The sequence below is a fragment of the Duganella lactea genome (assembly GCF_009857505.1).
GTDB lineage: Bacteria > Pseudomonadota > Gammaproteobacteria > Burkholderiales > Burkholderiaceae_D > Rugamonas > Rugamonas lactea.
Genome location: NZ_WWCP01000004.1, coordinates 82,670 through 98,545 on the forward strand (window position 1 = coordinate 82,670; position 15,876 = coordinate 98,545).

Genomic DNA, 15,876 nt, shown 5'->3' on the forward strand with positions numbered 1-15,876 from the left:
AGCGTATTGTGACGCGCCGCGACCGGTCTGAAAATGTGGAATATACTGAGGCAGACTTCGGATAATACTTAGGCCGTACTTCCAGGCTGTGCTTCCAGGCCAGGCTTCCAGACTATGCGCTTCGACCTGACCGACTTACAACTATTCATCCATATCGCCGAAAGCGGCAGCATCACCGCCGGCGCGGAATTGTCGCACCTGGCACTGCCCTCGGCCAGCGCGCGCGTGCGCGGCATGGAGGAAGCGCTCAGCGTGCCGCTGCTACAACGCGGCCGGCGCGGCGCCGAACCGACCGAGGCCGGTCGCACGCTGCTGCAGCATGCGCGCACCATCACTCGCCAGGTGGAAAACATGCACGCCGAGCTGGCGCAATTCGCCGCCGGCCTCAAAGGCCAGGTGCGCATGTTGTGCAACACCTCGGCCATCACCGAGTTCCTGCCGGACGCGCTGGCGGCCTTTCTCAAGACCCATCCGCGCCTGAGCATCAACCTGGAAGAACGCATGAGCCGCGAGATCGTGCAGGCGGTGGCCGACGGCGCCGCCGACATCGGCATCATCTCGGACGCGGTGGACCGGGCCACGCTGCAAACCTTCCCCTTCCGCGACGATCCGCTGGTGCTGGTGATGGCGCCCGGCCACCCACTGGCGCGACAGCTCGGCAACCAGCGCCGCATGGCCTTCGTGCAGGCGCTGGAGCACGACTTCATCGGCCTGGCCGGCGACAGCGCCTTTCAGCAGAACGCCATCGAACAGGCGACGCGGCTCGGCCGGCGCTTCCATTGCAAGATCAGATTACGCGGTTTCGAGGCGGTGAGCCGCATGGTGGCCAGCGGCGCCGGGCTGGCCATCCTGCCGGCGACGGCCGCGCGCCGCGGTTCGGAACCGCTGCGCATGGTGAAACTGAGCGACGACTGGGCCGACCGCAAGCTGCTGATCTGCGTGCGCGACGAGGCGGCGCTGCCCGGCTATGCGCGCGAGCTGCTGGCGGCGTTGCGCCGGCCGGATTAATCGTCGACCTGCGGCGCCCAGCGAATCGGCCCAAACCGGCCGCTATGCAGCACCGTCATCCCCGGTGCCGCCGTGCGGACCTTGGCTTTGACGTCCTTGGCGGGACGGTCGTACAGCGGCGGCTCGCCCGGCACGAACGCCATGGTCCGCAGCAGCACGTCGCCGGTCAGCAGCTCGACCACGCAGCGCGAGCCGCGCTGCATCTCCTTCTTCTGCGCCTGCACCTGAGTGACTTCCTCCTGCGCCTGCGCATGCCGCAACTGCGCCGCCTTCATCGCCAGCGAAATCTTCGCCACCTGGCGCAGCGACGGCCCCACCGACTCCGCCATCTTCTGGAACAGCGGCAGCTGCTCCGGCGTCAGCGTCACCTCGCGCTTGCGCACGCGGGTGGCCAGCGTCAGATACTTGCGCACGTCGGCCTGGCCGGTGATCAGGTCCATCTCCGCCTTGCACGTCTCGGCCTCGCGCGCGGCCGTGGCCACGCGCGGCTGCAGCTCGGCGATCTTCTTGTCGTACGTCGAGGTGTCCGGCACCAGCGCGTACAGCAGCATCTCGCTCTGCTTGCGCGGTCCGGCCAGCTGAATCTCGATCTTGCGGGCGGCGATCGCGCAGCCCTCGGCCACCTTGATCACCACCTCGTCGGCCAGGATCTCGCAGTTGCGGGCCTCGCCGATCACCACCCGGGTGGCGGCGATGATGCAGCTCTCGGCGCGCGTCAGCGTGATCTCGCCCTGCCTGCTCTGCAGCACCGCACCCGACGCCACGCCGCGCACGCGGATCGCGCCATCGACATTGGTGGCGCTGCCGCCCATCAGATTCTTGTTGAGCGAGATGTCGCCGCCGCGCGAGGCGATATTGCCGAACACATTGCCGTGGATGGTGATGTTGCCGCCTTCGACCACGCGCTGCTCCTGCACATCGCCAAACTCCTCGTACTCCGCAGTCAGTTGCAGGTTGCCGGTGGTGCGCAGGCTGACACCCTCGCGGCTGATGATCTTGGGACCGATCGACAGCCGCTTGCTGGCCGGGTCCACGCTGATGTAGCCCTCGACGGCCGACACCAGAAACTCGCCACCCCGCAGTTGCTCGACCAGCGTGCCCTGGCCGGCCATCGAGGCCAGGTTCACATCCTTGGGCACCGGCGGCTCCAGCACCAGGCCGGAAAGCTCGTAACCGCGCACGCCCGCCGCGCGCGGCACCTTGCGCAGCAGCTTGACGTTGGGCTTGACCTGCGGGAAGCGGTTCTGAAACGTCTGCAAATCCAGCCGCCCCTCGCCCATGTCCTTGGGCGCGTTGCTGCGGTGGATATCCTGCGACACTTCAACGATGGTGGCGTCGCGGCCCGGCACCGGCTTCAGGCGCCGCGCGACGACGATGCGCCCCAGCCGCCCGGTGCCGATGATATCGCGCACCACCGGCGCGTCGATGCCGAAGCGGATGCCCTTGATCCACATGTCGGCGACGAATTCGTCGAAGTTCAGGCGCGCCGGCTGCGGCATCATATCCGGCAGCTCCATATACACCTGCTCGAAGTAGTACTCGGCCTCGCCGTTGATCACCTTGACGGTTTTGTACAAGGCGCGCCGCGCCGCATGGAAAGGCAGGATGATGTCGGCAAAGCGCAGCAGTGGCTCGGGCGCGTCCCCCTGCGGCGGCGGCAGGTCCGGGCCGACGTTGTACAGCGTCTTGCTGAACACCGCGTAATCCAGACCGCCGAAGAAGGCGCTGCTCATGAAGATCTGGCTGACCGCCGTCAGGCAGGCCAGCGGCGTCGCATCGGCCTTGAAGTAGACACCATCGTCGCGCTGGACGAGCGCCGGCGGCAAATCCCCTTCCGCATTTGATTCCAGCGCCGTAGCGTCGTCTGACACAGTCTAATCCCCAGGAAAATAGTAGCTTAGATTAGCATTTACGGCGTGCTTGCGCCAGCCGCATCAAGGGGCGCTTGGCCGCAGGCGCGGATTGAGGTGCCAGTCGAGCGAGCCGGCGCTGTCGGCAAACAGCAACTGGCCGGCGCCCGGCGTGCCGCGCAGACGCTGCTTCAGGTCCTTGGGCTGCAACTGGCGCAGCGCCGCGCTGTCGGCCGCAAACGGCATGGTGCGCACCAGGGTCTCGCCGCTGGCCATGTGCAGGCCGCAGCGGGCGATGCCGGCCGCCTCCACCTTGTGTTCGACCACTTGCGCCAGCCGGTCGCTGAGCAGCTTGTGCTGGGTCATGCCGACCTGCAGGTCCTGCTTCAACGTCTGGATGGCTTTCATCTCGCCAGACACCGCGCTGGCGATCTTGCGCAGATGCTGTCCCTGCTCCGGCGTCAGCACCAGTTCCTGTGTGCGCAGCCTGGCCGCCAGCGCCAGGTAGCGGCGCACGTCCGGCAGCGCCGAAATGCGCTCGGTCTCGCGCTGGCTGTCGGCATTGGTCTGCGCCAGCTCGGCGATGCGCATCTCCAGCTCCTCGATCTCCTGATCGAACTGAGTGACATCCTTGACCAGCACATAGATGACCATTTCGGTCCGCCGCCGCGGCCCGGCGCTTTCCACTTCGACGTTGCGACCGGCGATGGCGCAACCCTCGGCCACCGACACCAGCACCTCATCGCCGATGATCTCGCAATTCAGCGCCTCCTCGATCTTGACGCGGGTGCCGGAGATCACGCAGTTTTCAGCGCGCTGCATGGTGATGGCGCCGTCGGCCGCATAGACCACCGAATTGGACGACACGCCGGCGATGCGGATGTCGCCGGCGGCGTTATGCACGCTGCCGCTGACCAGGTTCTGGTCCAGCACCACGGTGCCGCCGCGCGAATGGATATTGCCGTAGACATTGCCGTGCACCGTCACATCGCTGCCGGTGACGTCGCGCTGCTCCTGCACGTCGCCGTATTCCTCGTAGGCCCCGGCCAGTTGCAGATTGCCCGTGGTGCGGCCGCTGACGCCTTCCCGGCTGATGATTTTATCGGTGATGGAAATGCGGTTCGACTTGGTGTCCACACTGAGGAAGCCCTCGCGCGTCGACACCAGATATTCGCCGTCCTCGAAGCTCCTGGCCTCGGTGCCGTCGCCGGCCAGAAAGGCCAGCTTCAGGTCCTTGGGCGGCGGCGGCTCGGTCTTGCGTCCGGCCAGATCGAAGCCGGGCAGTCCCGGCACCGGCTCGCGCTTTTGCAGCAGCCGCATCTCCGCCTTGATCTGCGGGAAGCGGTTCTGGAAGCTTTGCAGGTCGATGCGGCCGTCGGCGCGCGCCTTGGGCGCATCGCTGCGATGCAGCTCGGCCGACACTTCGACCGCGCAGGCATCCTGCCCCGGCGCCGGTTCCAGATCGCAGGCGAAGGTGATGCGCTCCGGTTTGGCCGACGCCATGGCCGCCCTCACCGCCGCGACGTCGATGCCGAAGCGGATATTCTGTGTCCACATGAAGGCGATGAATTCGTCGATGTCCAGCTGCACCGGACGCTCCGGCAGCAGCGTGCCGTCGGGCAGCGTTTGCGCCTCGGTGTACTGTTGCTGGAAATAGTATTCGGCATACGACAAGCTCATTTTGGGCGGCTTGTAGAGTGCCTGGCGGGCACTGTCGAACACCCGCGCATTGTCGGCCAGGCGCAAGGCCTGCAGCGCCCCGGGGTCGCGGCCAACGCCGTACAGCGCCAGCATCAGGGCGGCGTAATCCAGGCCGGTGAAATACCAGCCCGATTGAAACACATCTGTCACCGCCGCCATCAGCGCCGACTTGGTCATGCCCAGATCGATATAAATACCATCCGCACGCTTGACCAAACCAAGGGGCCAGCCACGTCCCGAAGCTTCTGGCTCCTGGCTGGCGGCGGGCGCCGCGGGTGCAACGTCTTGAACCACGGTCTTCCTCCAAACGGCACGCATGCGGCCGAGAGGCGTTGCGTGTAATAAACAGATATTACACTTAGACTATGCGAAAACCATGAAAATCGGCGCCGCTGGGGCGCCGTGTGTCAGGATATTGATACAGATTAATACTATGAAAGTAATAACTATAGCGTTTTCTTATTTTTGCTTGATGCTCAGGCAATGCCAAGACAAGAAAACAACGGAAAAGGTCAGCGTTTCGGCGGCACCGAGTACAGGTCCTGGCCAACCTCGTTGATCTGGCGGCGCAGGTCGCGCCGCTCGTCCGGCGTCATGCGGCCGACGCGGCGGTTCATCTCGGCATTACGGCTGGCTTCCTGCATGGCGCGGCGGTGCTCCTCGGCGCGCTCCTCGTAGCGGCGCTGATCGAGCTGACGCGCCTCGATGGCGCGCGGCTGTTGTTGCTGTTCGGCGCGCTGGCTGATCTGCCCTTGCTGCTGCGGCTCGCGGCGCGGCCCCTCCTGCGCATGCCCGGCGCCGGCGCCGAGCAGACCGCAGCACAGCATCGCGGAGGCCAACGGAGACCGAACGCAAAAAGATGCGCAAGCTGCAGCGGATATTTTTTTGTGATCGATGACCATGGCGTTTCCCGAAAGCTGAATCTATGACCAAAGTGTATGATGCTTTGACCTGAGGGGTAAGGCTAAATGGGTAAAGTTTGTAAAAAATTGTAATGACTCGTTCCGTGCGCGTTTTCGCAGGACGAATATGACGTTACCATAGCAAAATAAATCTGACAATTCTGGCTGCCAAATGACAAGTACAACTGATTCCGGCAATACCGCCGCCAACGCGCCAGGCCACGTCGCCAAGATCATGGTGGTGGACGACGATGTCCGCCTGCGCGACCTGCTGCGCCGCTATCTGACCGAGCAAGGCTTCAGCGTCTTCACCGCCGAAAGCGCGACCGCGATGAACAAACTGTGGTTGCGCGAACGCTACGACCTGCTGGTGCTGGACCTGATGCTGCCCGGCGAGGATGGCCTGTCGATCTGCCGCCGCCTGCGCGGCGCCGGCGACCAGACGCCGATCATCATGCTGACCGCCAAGGGCGAGGACGTCGACCGCATCGTCGGCCTGGAAATGGGCGCCGACGACTATCTGCCCAAGCCGTTCAACCCGCGCGAACTGGTGGCCCGCATCGGCGCCGTGCTGCGCCGCCGCGGCCCGGACGAAATCCCCGGCGCGCCGTCGGAAACCCCGCAGACCTTCGAGTTCGGCCAGTTTGTGCTGGATCTGGGCACGCGCACGCTGAAAAAAAACGGCGAGACCGTGCCGCTGACCACCGGCGAGTTCTCGGTGCTGAAAGTGTTCGCCCGCCACGCGCGCCAGCCGCTGTCGCGCGAAAAGCTGATGGAACTGGCGCGCGGCCGCGAATACGAGGTGTTCGACCGCAGCCTGGACGTGCAGATCTCGCGCCTGCGCAAGCTGATCGAACCCGATCCATCGAGCCCGCTGTACATCCAGACCGTCTGGGGCCTGGGCTACGTGTTCATCCCGGAGGGCCAGCCGCGCTAAGGGGCGGCAGCGTCCATGAAGTTGCCGTTCTCGTTCCGCCTGGCCCGCCTGAAAAGCGGCTTATTCTGGCGCACCTTCTTCCTGCTCGGCGCGCTGACCACCACCAGCATGACGGCCTGGGTCGGCATGATCAGCGTGGTGCAGCACGAGCCGCAGGTGCAGCAGATCTCCTCGCAGGTGATCTCGGTGGTCACCATCACCCACGCCGCCCTGACCCACTCGGCGCCGGAACTGCGGCGCGAGCTGCTGTTCGAGCTGGTGTCGAACGAGGGTATCCGCGTGTTCCCGCTGGAGGACGACGACCAGGTCGAGCCGCCGGCCAAGAACGCGCTGATGCCGGACATTGAAAAGCTGGTCAAGGCCAAGCTGGGGCCCGACACCCGCTTCTCGTCGAAGGTCAACGGCGTGGCCGGCTTCTGGGTCAGCTTCAACATCGACGACGACCAGTACTGGCTGATGCTGGAGCGCGAGCGCATTCGCGGCCTGACCGGCATCCAGTGGCTGGGCTGGGCCAGCGTGGTGTCGCTGGTGTCGCTGCTCGGCGCCGCGCTGATTTCCAGTCTGGTCAACCTGCCGCTGCGCCGCCTGACGCAGGCCACGCGCGACTTCGCCCAGGGCAAGCGCCCGGCGCCGTTGCCGGAAAAAGGCCCGATGGAGATCATGGAGGCCAACCGCAGCTTCAACCAGATGGTCGACGACCTGCAACAAGTGGAGTCCGACCGCGCGGTGATTTTGGCCGGCATCTCGCACGACCTGCGCACGCCGCTGGCGCGCATGCAGCTGGAGGTGGAGATGGCCAACCTGTCGGACGATGCGCGCGAAGGCATCCAATCCGACATTGGCCAGATGGACGCCATCATCGGCCAGTTCCTCGACTACGCCAAACCGACCGAGGCGTCCAGCTTCATCAACGTCGACCTGAGCGAACTGCTGACCGACAGCGCGCACGAAGCCGCACGCCAGCCGGACGTGCGCATCACCACCGACATCGCGCCCGGCGCCCACGTCATGGGCAACGCCACCGACCTCAAGCGCGTGATCAACAACCTGGTCGAAAACGCCCGCCGCTACGGCAAGACGCCGGGCGAGGACTACGTCGACATCGACATCAAGTGCGGCGTCAAGGGCCTGCACGCGGCCAAGCGCGTGACCATCGAGGTACAGGACCACGGCGTCGGCGTGCCGCCCGAGCAGATCGGTCAGCTGCTCAAACCCTTCACCCGGCTGGACGAGGCGCGCGGCCAGGCCAACGGCGCCGGCCTGGGGCTGGCGATTGTCGACCGCGTGGTCACCCGCCACAACGCCGAGCTGCATGTGCGCAACCGCGACGGCGGCGGCCTGCAGATCCAGATCGTGATGAAAGGCTTGTAATGCGCCGCACCCTGATATGGACCGCGCTGTTCGGCGCGGCCGGCCTGGCGCATGCGGCCAAAGCGCCGCAGAAAACGCCACAGCCGCCGCCACCGCAATCCCGCGAAGCCACCGAGGAAGAACGCCGCTCCTTCGACGAATACTACCGCCAGCAGGTGCCGCCGCGCGTCAGCGGCGGCGCCTCGTTGTTTGCGCCGGCGTTCGACATCCAGCGCCATCGCGGCGAACCATGGCGGGTGATCGCCCGCGTCGACTCGGCGCCGCGTCGCCACACGCCGGACCTGTGCCGGCAAATCCGCACCAGCTACATCTACAACACCAAGGCGCCCGAGGGCGAACGCTGGACGCCGTCGGCGGCGGCGCCGGAATGGTATGTGTGGCTGGCCACGCCCAAGGTGCCCTGCACCGCCGCCCGCTACACCACGCGTATGGACCCGGCGGTGCATCCGGACGACGTCAAGGCGCTGATCTGGCAGCACCGCGAACTGCTGGCGCGCGCGCGGTTGCTGTTCGCCGGGAACTCGTCGTGCGCACGCCAACGCGCGCTGACCTTCCGCCTGGCGGCGATCGAACCGGCGTCGCCGGCCAACGGCGCGCCGGTCATGGTGGGCATGGTGTTCGAGAGCGACCGCGATACCGTGGTGCGGGTGGCGGTGCGCAAGCACCGCGGCGAGTACACGGCGTGGAATGTCAGCTGCGCGACTGCTGCTGATTGATCGGGTGATCCGGGCCTTCCAGCAGCTTGGTCAGCAATAGCTCGACCGAGCCATAACCGTACAGCGAATCGGCCTCCAGGCCGGTCGTTTCATACGGCACCGATTCCTCGCGCTCCGAGCGGCCGGGATCGTTGTCGGAATACGTCACGCGCCAGGCGCGCTTGAGCGCGTCGGCGCGGCGCAGGAACTGCGGCACCGGCCAGTTCGCCGGCTGCCACACATCGAGGTCGCCCAGCACGCGCCAATGGCCGCTGGCCAGCGCCATGTCGCCACAGCGCAGCACCTTGACCGCGTCCTGCGGGCGCAAGGTGTTCAACTCTTCCACCGACGGAAAACGCGGCAGCTTGGGACCGAACAGGTAGGCCAGCATGATCTTGCTGCCCGGCGTCATGCGCGCCACCAGCCCCCAACCGTAGCCGCCATCGAGCAACGGCACGGCAAACCAACTCCCTTCTTGATACGACTGCTTCATTCAAATCCTTTCACCGGCCGCCTTCTGGCGGCGCAAGTCCGCAGTGTAGCGACGCCGCGCAAAACACGGCGCACGCCATCGCGGGATGACGTGTGATACACTTGCGCCCTCGCTAGGGGTCCTGGAACGTTGTTTCCGGGTGAGAGATACCCTTCGTACCTGATCTGGATAATGCCAGCGAAGGAAAGCGCAAAAGTCGGTCCTCCCTCCTTTGATGGCTCTCTTCGCCGGCAACCAGCCGAACATGTAGAGAGCCGATATGTCCACACCAAACCTTGCAGTGTCCGCCATCGCCCTGGCGGTTTTACAGATGACTTCCGGCGTCGCCCACGCCGCCGATGAGGCCGCGCCCGAACAGGCCATGCCCGAAGTGGTCGTCAACGGCGTCAAGTTCCGCGCCACCTCGGCCTCGGTTGCCGGCTTCGGCAACGCGCCGCTGCTGGACACCCCGGCCTCGGTCAGCGTGCTGACCGCGCAGCAGATGCTGGACCTGCAAATCCGCTCCACCACCGACGCCGCCCGCTACGACGCCAGCCTGAGCGACGCCTACAACGCGGTCGGCTACGCCGAGCAGTTCTCGATCCGCGGCTTCAAGCTGGACAACGCGTCGAGCTACCGCAAGGACGGCATGGCCATCGCCGGCGACACCCAGATCCCGCTGGAGAACAAGGAACGGCTGGAAGTACTGAAAGGCCTGTCCGGCCTGCAGGCCGGCGTGGCGGCGCCGGGCGGCATCGTCAACTACGTCACCAAGCGTCCGACCGACACGCCGCTGCGCACCGTGGTGCTGGAAGCGCGCGAGCGCGGCACGCTGTACGGCGCGCTGGACCTGGGCGGCCGCTTCGACAACACCGACTTCGGCTACCGCGTCAACGTCGCCGGCGAGCGCCTGCGCTCCTACATCAAGGGCGCCGACGGCAACCGCAAGTTCGTCTCGGCCGCCTTCGACTGGCGCCTCTCGCCGCAGGCGCTGTTGCAGGTCGACGCCGACTACCAGCGCAAATCGCAGATCACCGCGCCCGGCTACCAGCTGCTCAACAACGCCACGCTGCCCAACGTGCCGGCCGACCAGCTGCTGAACGACCAGCCGTGGAGCCGTCCGGTGGAAACCACCAGCAGCAACGTCGGTGCGCGCTTCAGCTACCAGTTCTCGCCGGACTGGAACGCCACCCTCAGCGCCAACCAGCACCACTTCAAGCGCGACGACTACACCGCCTTCCCTTACGGCTGCGGCGCGCAGGACCTGGCGCCCGGCTTCTGCGGCAATGGCGACTACGACGTCTACAACTACATCAGCCTGGGCGAAAAGAAATCGCCGCTGACCGCGCAAGCGCTGCTGCAGGGCCGCTTCGCCACCGCCGCGATCACGCATGCATTCACCGCCGGCGCCTCGTTCTTCAAGAACAGCGAGAAATGGGGCGACTACCTGTACGACTACTCGGGCACCAGCAACATCTACCATCCGGTGATGGTGGCGCCGGCGCCGGGCAGCAGCCAGCCGGTGTCCGAACGCCGCCGCGACAACGAGCGCGCGCTGTTCGCGCAGGATATCGTCAGCCTGAACGAACAACTCAAGCTGCACGCCGGCGCGCGCTACGTGCAGCTCAAGCGCGACGAGTATGTCGGCGTGGATCAGAACAACGTGGTGCTGCCTTACGCCCACACCGACACCGGCTTCTGGCTGCCGAACGTGGCGCTGGTGTACGCCGTGCGTCCGAACGTCTCGACCTATGTGTCTTACGCGCAGGGACTGGAGCACGGCGGCGTGGCGCCGATGGGCACCAACAACGAACACCGCGCGCTGGCGCCGGGCAAATCGAAGCAGGTGGAAGTGGGCATCAAGGCCGATATCCGCCCCGACCTGAGCGCCAGCGTGTCGCTGTTCCAGATCCGCAAAGGGCTGGAGTACACCGACGCCGCCAATGACTTCGTGCGCAACGGCGAGGCGCAGAATCGCGGCCTGGAACTGGGGCTTGCGGGCCAGGCCACGCGCGACCTGCTGGTCGGCTTCTCGGCCACGGCGCTGAACACGCGGCAAAGCGGCACCGGCTCGCCTGAGCTGGACGGCAAGCGCGTGACCGACGTCGCCGCCTTCAAGTCGTCCGTGTATGCGGATTACGCCGTGCAGGCGGTGGCGGGCCTGAAGGTGGGCGCCAACTGGATCTACTCCGGCAAGAAAGCCTTCGACGCGGCCAACACCGTGTTCGTGCCGAAGTACCATGTGGTGAATTTGAGCGCGTCTTATGCCACGCGCGTCGGTGGCATCAACACCACCTTCCGTGCCAACATCGACAACGCCTTCGACAAGTTCTACTGGCGCGATGTCACGCCGGACCTGGGCGGCTACCTGATGCCAGGCGCCCCGCGCACCGCGCGCATCTCGGCCACCTTCGACCTTTAACCGCTAGAGCGCGGCCAGCGCCTGGTCCACCTGGGCCAGGCGCTGCGCCATGTCGCCACTGATCGGCACATAAGCGATCCCGCGCGCCGCCAACTCCTCATGCAGCATGCGATGGATGGTGACACTCACCGCTTCGCTCTCGCGCTGCAAACCATCGGCAACCCAGGGAATATCCGGCGTGGTGACCAGCGTCAGCGCATAGTCATGCGCATCGGCCAGCAGCGCCAGTTCGGCGTCAATACCACCGAAATAATGGCGGCTATAAACGGCGGTCATCAGCGGCGCGGTATCGCAGAACAGATAACGCCGCGCGCCGGCAGCCGCCGCGTCCTCACGCGCCAACTGCGTGCGCGCGATATGGATCTGATCCGTCGCCACCGGCACGCGGCCGGCGACATCGACAAACTCGCGTAAATACTCCGGCACCCACAGCGTGCGATAGCGCGCCGCCAGCGCGGCGGCCAGCGTCGTCTTGCCCGACGACGCCGTGCCAAGAATCGCGATGCGCAAAGGCGTCATTCCAGCGCCAGACGCCGGCCACCGCTGTGCGAGTCGCCACTCCATGCGCGCAGGCCGACCACCGCCATACCAACGAACACCGCGTACAGGATGGCCGTCAGCATCAGGTGCTTGTGCAGATACAGCCCCACATACAGCACATCGACAATGATCCACACATGCCAGTTCTCGATCTTCTTACGCGACAGCAGCAACTGGCCGACCAGCGAGCCGGCGGTCAGGAAGCCATCCGACTTCGGCACGTCGGTATCGGTGTACGTCTTGAGGAACCAGGCCAGCAGCACAAAGCCCGCCAGCCACGCCACGCCGGCGATCACGCGCCCGCGCGCCGACAGCGACGTCACCGGCAGCTTGTCATGGCGATCATCGCCATGCAGCCATTGATACCAGCCCCAGACCGACACCGAAATGAACACCAGTTGCAGTGCCATATCGCCATACAGTTTGGTGGAAAAAAATACCAGGCCGTAAATGGCCGAGGACAGAATGGAAAACAGCCAGGCCCAGTGCAGCTGCCGGATGTTCAGCAGCACCGTCAGCACCGACAACACGAAGCCCGTCATTTCCAGCGGCGTGGTAGTAAAGCCCAGCAAAGCGAAGGGTTCGTTCATGAGATGGAACAGAAGATCAATGCCGCAGCAGTATGCGAGCTTTTATTTAAATACGCAAGGTTCAACCGCCCCTTGCCATGCCTGACAGCGCGCGGAAAACGAATTTGTCAACCTTATTAAATAGCAATAGTTGTTGATTATGCAGTTTCTCCGTGGCACAATTTTTACACCTTCCACCCAGATCATGGAGTTACGCATGCGTAAAGCGCTTTTCCTCGCGGCGGCGTTGGCCGCTGGTTCCGCCCAGGCTGATTTTATTCCGGTCGCGCTGTCGGGCACGAACATTCTGACGCTGGGCGTCAACAACGGTTCGCTACAGGTCACCGAGAATTATCTCAACAATGGACCACTGGGCAAGCTGGTGGTGCAGGCGACGCTGCTGCCGCGCACCTTCGAAAATCAACTCAACGACGTCGTTAAAACCGCCATCAACAACAGCGGCGCCAGCTTTCAGGCCGGCAAGCTGACCGGCGTGCCGACCATCACGCTGGCGCCCAATGCCAACGGTACCGTACAGATGACTTTGAGCGGCCTGAGCTACGAAGCCCGTTCCCAGTACAGCGGCACCAAATTCGGTGTTATCAACTACAGCTGCACCAATACGCTGGCGCTGCGCAACGTTGTCATCAGCGCGCAATATGGCCGCGCCGACAATAGCACCATCGCGGGCAGCGTCGGCATCACCAGCACGCCGTCGTCGTCCACGGATTGCGACAGCAATCTTAGCTGGATATTGCCGGTGATCGGCGACCTGATCGTCAATAAAGTCAACGGCAAGATCGACGCCAAACTGCTGGCCAACCTCCAGCAATACACGGCCAACACCGCAAGCAAACTTTACTTCGGCGACGACTTCAACTGGCTGACCGGCCTCAATCGCATCGTGCCGGCCAACGCCGTGGTGCCGCTGCCGAATGGCGGCAGCTTCCCGCTGGGCCAGTACGTCACCGACAATATCACGTACCTGCTGGCCAACAGCCAGATCAGCCTGACGATCGGCCGCGGCGCCGATTTCTCACCGGTACTGGGCACCAACGAACCGCCGCGCACGCTGGCGGGGGACGCCATCACGCTGACACTCGCCACCCCCGCGGTGACCTTTAGCGCGAACCTGAAAGAGTCGTATCAGGTGCGGTGGCAATGGAAGTGCAGCGTCGCCAAGCCGTCACTTAACTGCGCCGATCCACGCTAGCGCCCGAGGCGATCACTGACCATCGGCGTCCGATCCTCCTTAGCGCTTGGGATACTTGATGGTCATTTCTTTGAGCAGATTGTCGGCATGGTCAACCTCCGACATCACCCACAGCATATACCGGATATCCAGATGGATGGCGCGGGTGATGTCGCGGTCGAAGTACCAGTCCTTGGTGATGGACTCGTAGGTCGAATCGAAGTTCAGGCCAATCAGCTCGCCGTGCTTGTTCATCACCGCCGAACCGGAATTGCCGCCGGTGGTGTCGGCGCTGGTCAGGAAGTCGACCGGCACGGTGCCCAGGATCGGGTCCTTGAACTTGCCGTAGCGCTTGGCCTTGATGGCGTCGAGCAGGTTTTGCGGCGCGTCGAACGGCGCCTTGCCGGTGTTCTTCTCGACGATGCCCTCAATGGTGGTGAACGGCCCCTTGGTGATGCCGTCCTTCGGCGAGTACGGCGACACGGTGCCGTAGGTCACGCGCAGCGTCGAATTGGCGTCGGGATAAACCGGCTTGCCCTGCGATTTCTTCCACGCGATGACGGCCGCCATATATTGCGGGATCACGCGTTCCAGATTGCCATCGAGCTCCTTGCGGCGCTCTTTCAGCGACTGCGTCACACCGTCGATCTTCACCGCCAGCTTGAGGAAGGCGTCGTTCGAGGCGGCGATGGCGCCGGCGTCCTTGCCGATCCACGACAGGCGGGTGGCGGTGTCGCCCAGTTGCGATTGCGTGTACAACGCCGGCACCGCGTCCAGCGGCGGCAGCAGCGCATCCAGCCCGCTCACGTGCATCGACTTCGGCAGCTTGGCGTAGCGCTGCAGCGCGGCGGTGAATCGGGCCTGATCCACGCCGCCGACATACGACTGCTCCAGGCGGTTCAGGCGCGCCTTGATGAAGGTCAGGTCGCGCTGCTGGTAGCCGGCTTCACGCTCGGCGTCCGGCTTGGCGCCTTCCCGCGCCAGTCGATACAGCGTGTTGCCGGACGTCAGCAGGTCGCTGGTGGTGGCCACGCCGTAGCCGAATTCCTCGTCGCTCAACGCGATGTCGGCGGCGATCAGCGCATCCAGTTCGGCCAGCAGTTGCTTGTCGCCGCCGGGCTGTTTGGCGTACCAGGCGCGGAACTCGGCGTCCTGCACATCCTTGATGGCGGCGATGTCCTTGCGCGCGAAACCGTCCATCAGGCCGCGGGTTTTCTTCATCACGTTATTGAGGCTCTTGACCACGCTGGCATAGCGCACCGCATTGGCTTCGCTGTCCTTGGTGGCGGCGGCGATCACGTCCAGGTCGGACTGGATCTCGGCGGCCTTGGCCGGATAGGCGGCGTCGCGCGCGTAGCGGATTTCCGACGGCAGCTTGTAGCGGCTGGTGCGGCCAGGATAGCCGGCCAGCAGCACCGGGTCGCCGTTCTTCAGGCCTTCGGCCGAGACGACCAGGAAGTCCCTGGATTTATACGGCACGTTGTCCGGCGACGGATCGGCCGGACGGCCGTCCTTGCCAACGTAGGCGCGCAGGAACGAGTAGTCGCCCACATGGCGCGGCCACTCGTAGTTGTCGATATCGCCGCCGAAGTCGCCCAGCGAATTGGCCGGCGCGTACACCAGGCGCACGTCGCGGATCATCATCTGGCGGATGCGGTAGTATTCCAGGCCGCGATGGAAGGCCGGCACCGAGCAGCGGTAGATCTTATCGCTTTCGCATTCGGCGATCAGCGCTTTGATCGCCTTGTCCACCGCGTCGCTGCGCGCCTTGCCGCTCATCGACGGTTGGATATCTTTGAGCACGCGGCTGGTGACGTTTTCCACCTTGTCGGTCACGTAGACCAGCGTGTTCGGGCCGCCCGGCAGTTCGGCGTCGCGGGTCTTGGCGAGAAAGCCGTTGGCGATGTAATTGTGTTCAGGCGTCGAGTTGCGCTGGATGGCGCCATACGCGCAGTGGTGGTTGGTGACCACCAGACCGGCGTCCGACACGAACGACGCCGAGCAGCCGCCCAGCGACACGATGGCGCTCATCGGGTGCCTGGACAGGTCGGCCAGCTTTTCCGCCGGGATGGCGATGCCGATGCGTTTCAGTTCGGATTTCAGTTGCGGCAGCTGGTACGGCTGCCATTGGCCTTCGTCGGCGCAAGCGCTTGTGGCGCACAGCACGGCGGCTGGAATGACTAAGTATTTAAACAAGATAGGGCCCCTGATGGATGA

The 15,876-nt window shown here is 64.8% G+C and carries 13 protein-coding genes and 1 riboswitch; of the genes, 6 read left to right on the forward strand and 7 right to left on the reverse strand.

Features of this window, described 5'->3' with window-relative positions:
• Positions 1 to 114 precede the first annotated feature (114 nt).
• Entirely contained in the window at positions 115 to 1,008 is an 894-nt protein-coding gene (locus GTP44_RS06025; protein WP_161018719.1) for a LysR family transcriptional regulator, read from the forward strand.
• On the opposite strand, the gene GTP44_RS06030 is transcribed toward GTP44_RS06025, so the two are convergent.
• The 3 genes from GTP44_RS06030 to GTP44_RS06040 form a co-directional block, all read right to left on the reverse strand.
• Positions 1,005 to 2,879, reverse strand: coding sequence for a flagellar assembly protein A (locus GTP44_RS06030; protein WP_371867156.1), 1,875 nt, complete (start codon positions 2,877 to 2,879; stop codon positions 1,005 to 1,007). The two genes, GTP44_RS06025 and GTP44_RS06030, sit on opposite strands and share 4 nt — an antisense overlap.
• A gap of 63 nt (positions 2,880 to 2,942) precedes the next feature.
• The gene (locus GTP44_RS06035) at positions 2,943 to 4,736 is read right to left on the reverse strand and encodes a flagellar assembly protein A (protein WP_229256799.1); all 1,794 of its coding nucleotides are present in this window, start codon (positions 4,734 to 4,736) and stop codon (positions 2,943 to 2,945) included.
• A 335-nt stretch (positions 4,737 to 5,071) separates the two neighbouring features.
• Positions 5,072 to 5,386 (reverse strand): hypothetical protein, encoded by a 315-nt coding sequence (locus GTP44_RS06040; RefSeq protein WP_161018721.1) that lies wholly within the window; start codon positions 5,384 to 5,386, stop codon positions 5,072 to 5,074.
• 247 nt (positions 5,387 to 5,633) lie between these two features.
• On the opposite strand from GTP44_RS06040, the gene ompR reads away from it, so the two are divergent.
• From ompR to GTP44_RS06055, 3 genes are read left to right on the forward strand one after another with little or no spacing between them, the layout of a single operon-like run.
• A complete protein-coding gene (gene ompR / locus GTP44_RS06045) occupies positions 5,634 to 6,398 on the forward strand; it encodes an osmolarity response regulator transcription factor OmpR (RefSeq protein ID WP_160991710.1) in 765 nt (254 codons plus the stop codon).
• Between the two features lie 15 nt (positions 6,399 to 6,413).
• Positions 6,414 to 7,769, forward strand: a complete 1,356-nt coding sequence (locus GTP44_RS06050) for an ATP-binding protein (protein WP_161018722.1) — start codon at positions 6,414 to 6,416, stop codon at positions 7,767 to 7,769.
• Positions 7,769 to 8,485: a hypothetical protein gene (locus GTP44_RS06055; protein WP_229256800.1), complete on the forward strand. Its 717-nt coding sequence runs from the start codon at positions 7,769 to 7,771 to the stop codon at positions 8,483 to 8,485. Before GTP44_RS06050 ends, GTP44_RS06055 begins: the two co-directional genes overlap by 1 nt.
• On the opposite strand, the gene GTP44_RS06060 is transcribed toward GTP44_RS06055, so the two are convergent.
• Positions 8,460 to 8,957, reverse strand: a complete 498-nt coding sequence (locus GTP44_RS06060; protein ID WP_161018723.1) for an Imm26 family immunity protein — start codon at positions 8,955 to 8,957, stop codon at positions 8,460 to 8,462. The genes GTP44_RS06055 and GTP44_RS06060 overlap by 26 nt on opposite strands.
• A 104-nt stretch (positions 8,958 to 9,061) precedes the next feature.
• A riboswitch (TPP riboswitch) is annotated at positions 9,062 to 9,160 on the forward strand.
• Between the two features lie 56 nt (positions 9,161 to 9,216).
• Here GTP44_RS06060 and GTP44_RS06065 point away from each other — a divergent pair.
• The gene (locus GTP44_RS06065) at positions 9,217 to 11,358 is read left to right on the forward strand and encodes a TonB-dependent siderophore receptor (protein ID WP_160991706.1); all 2,142 of its coding nucleotides are present in this window, start codon (positions 9,217 to 9,219) and stop codon (positions 11,356 to 11,358) included.
• Between the two features lie 3 nt (positions 11,359 to 11,361).
• On the opposite strand, the gene GTP44_RS06070 is transcribed toward GTP44_RS06065, so the two are convergent.
• The gene (locus GTP44_RS06070) at positions 11,362 to 11,877 is read right to left on the reverse strand and encodes an AAA family ATPase (protein WP_161018724.1); all 516 of its coding nucleotides are present in this window, start codon (positions 11,875 to 11,877) and stop codon (positions 11,362 to 11,364) included.
• Positions 11,874 to 12,488, reverse strand: a complete 615-nt coding sequence (gene pnuC / locus GTP44_RS06075; protein ID WP_161018725.1) for a nicotinamide riboside transporter PnuC — start codon at positions 12,486 to 12,488, stop codon at positions 11,874 to 11,876. Before pnuC ends, GTP44_RS06070 begins: the two co-directional genes overlap by 4 nt.
• 196 nt (positions 12,489 to 12,684) lie before the next feature.
• On the opposite strand from pnuC, the gene GTP44_RS06080 reads away from it, so the two are divergent.
• Complete coding sequence (locus tag GTP44_RS06080; protein ID WP_160991703.1) at positions 12,685 to 13,680, forward strand: hypothetical protein; 996 nt, start codon at positions 12,685 to 12,687, stop codon at positions 13,678 to 13,680.
• A gap of 39 nt (positions 13,681 to 13,719) precedes the next feature.
• Here GTP44_RS06080 and GTP44_RS06085 read toward each other — a convergent pair whose 3' ends face one another.
• On the reverse strand, positions 13,720 to 15,855 hold the full coding sequence (locus GTP44_RS06085; RefSeq protein ID WP_161018726.1) for a S46 family peptidase: 2,136 nt from the start codon (positions 15,853 to 15,855) through the stop codon (positions 13,720 to 13,722).
• Positions 15,856 to 15,876: the final 21 nt, after the last annotated feature.

Excerpts from the sequence above, each read along its gene's own strand:
- GTP44_RS06080 (WP_160991703.1), top strand. The coding sequence starts at position 12,685 with ATGCGTAAAGCGCTTTTCCTCGCGGCGGCGTTGGCCGCTGGTTCCGCC.
- ompR (WP_160991710.1), top strand. The coding sequence starts at position 5,634 with ATGACAAGTACAACTGATTCCGGCAATACCGCCGCCAACGCGCCAGGC.
- pnuC (WP_161018725.1), bottom strand. The coding sequence starts at position 12,488 with ATGAACGAACCCTTCGCTTTGCTGGGCTTTACTACCACGCCGCTGGAA.
- GTP44_RS06035 (WP_229256799.1), bottom strand. The coding sequence starts at position 4,736 with ATGACCAAGTCGGCGCTGATGGCGGCGGTGACAGATGTGTTTCAATCG.
- GTP44_RS06070 (WP_161018724.1), bottom strand. The coding sequence starts at position 11,877 with ATGACGCCTTTGCGCATCGCGATTCTTGGCACGGCGTCGTCGGGCAAG.
- GTP44_RS06050 (WP_161018722.1), top strand. The coding sequence starts at position 6,414 with ATGAAGTTGCCGTTCTCGTTCCGCCTGGCCCGCCTGAAAAGCGGCTTA.
- GTP44_RS06060 (WP_161018723.1), bottom strand. The coding sequence starts at position 8,957 with ATGAAGCAGTCGTATCAAGAAGGGAGTTGGTTTGCCGTGCCGTTGCTC.
- GTP44_RS06025 (WP_161018719.1), top strand. The coding sequence starts at position 115 with ATGCGCTTCGACCTGACCGACTTACAACTATTCATCCATATCGCCGAA.
- GTP44_RS06065 (WP_160991706.1), top strand. The coding sequence starts at position 9,217 with ATGTCCACACCAAACCTTGCAGTGTCCGCCATCGCCCTGGCGGTTTTA.
- GTP44_RS06055 (WP_229256800.1), top strand. The coding sequence starts at position 7,769 with ATGCGCCGCACCCTGATATGGACCGCGCTGTTCGGCGCGGCCGGCCTG.
- GTP44_RS06040 (WP_161018721.1), bottom strand. The coding sequence starts at position 5,386 with ATGCTGTGCTGCGGTCTGCTCGGCGCCGGCGCCGGGCATGCGCAGGAG.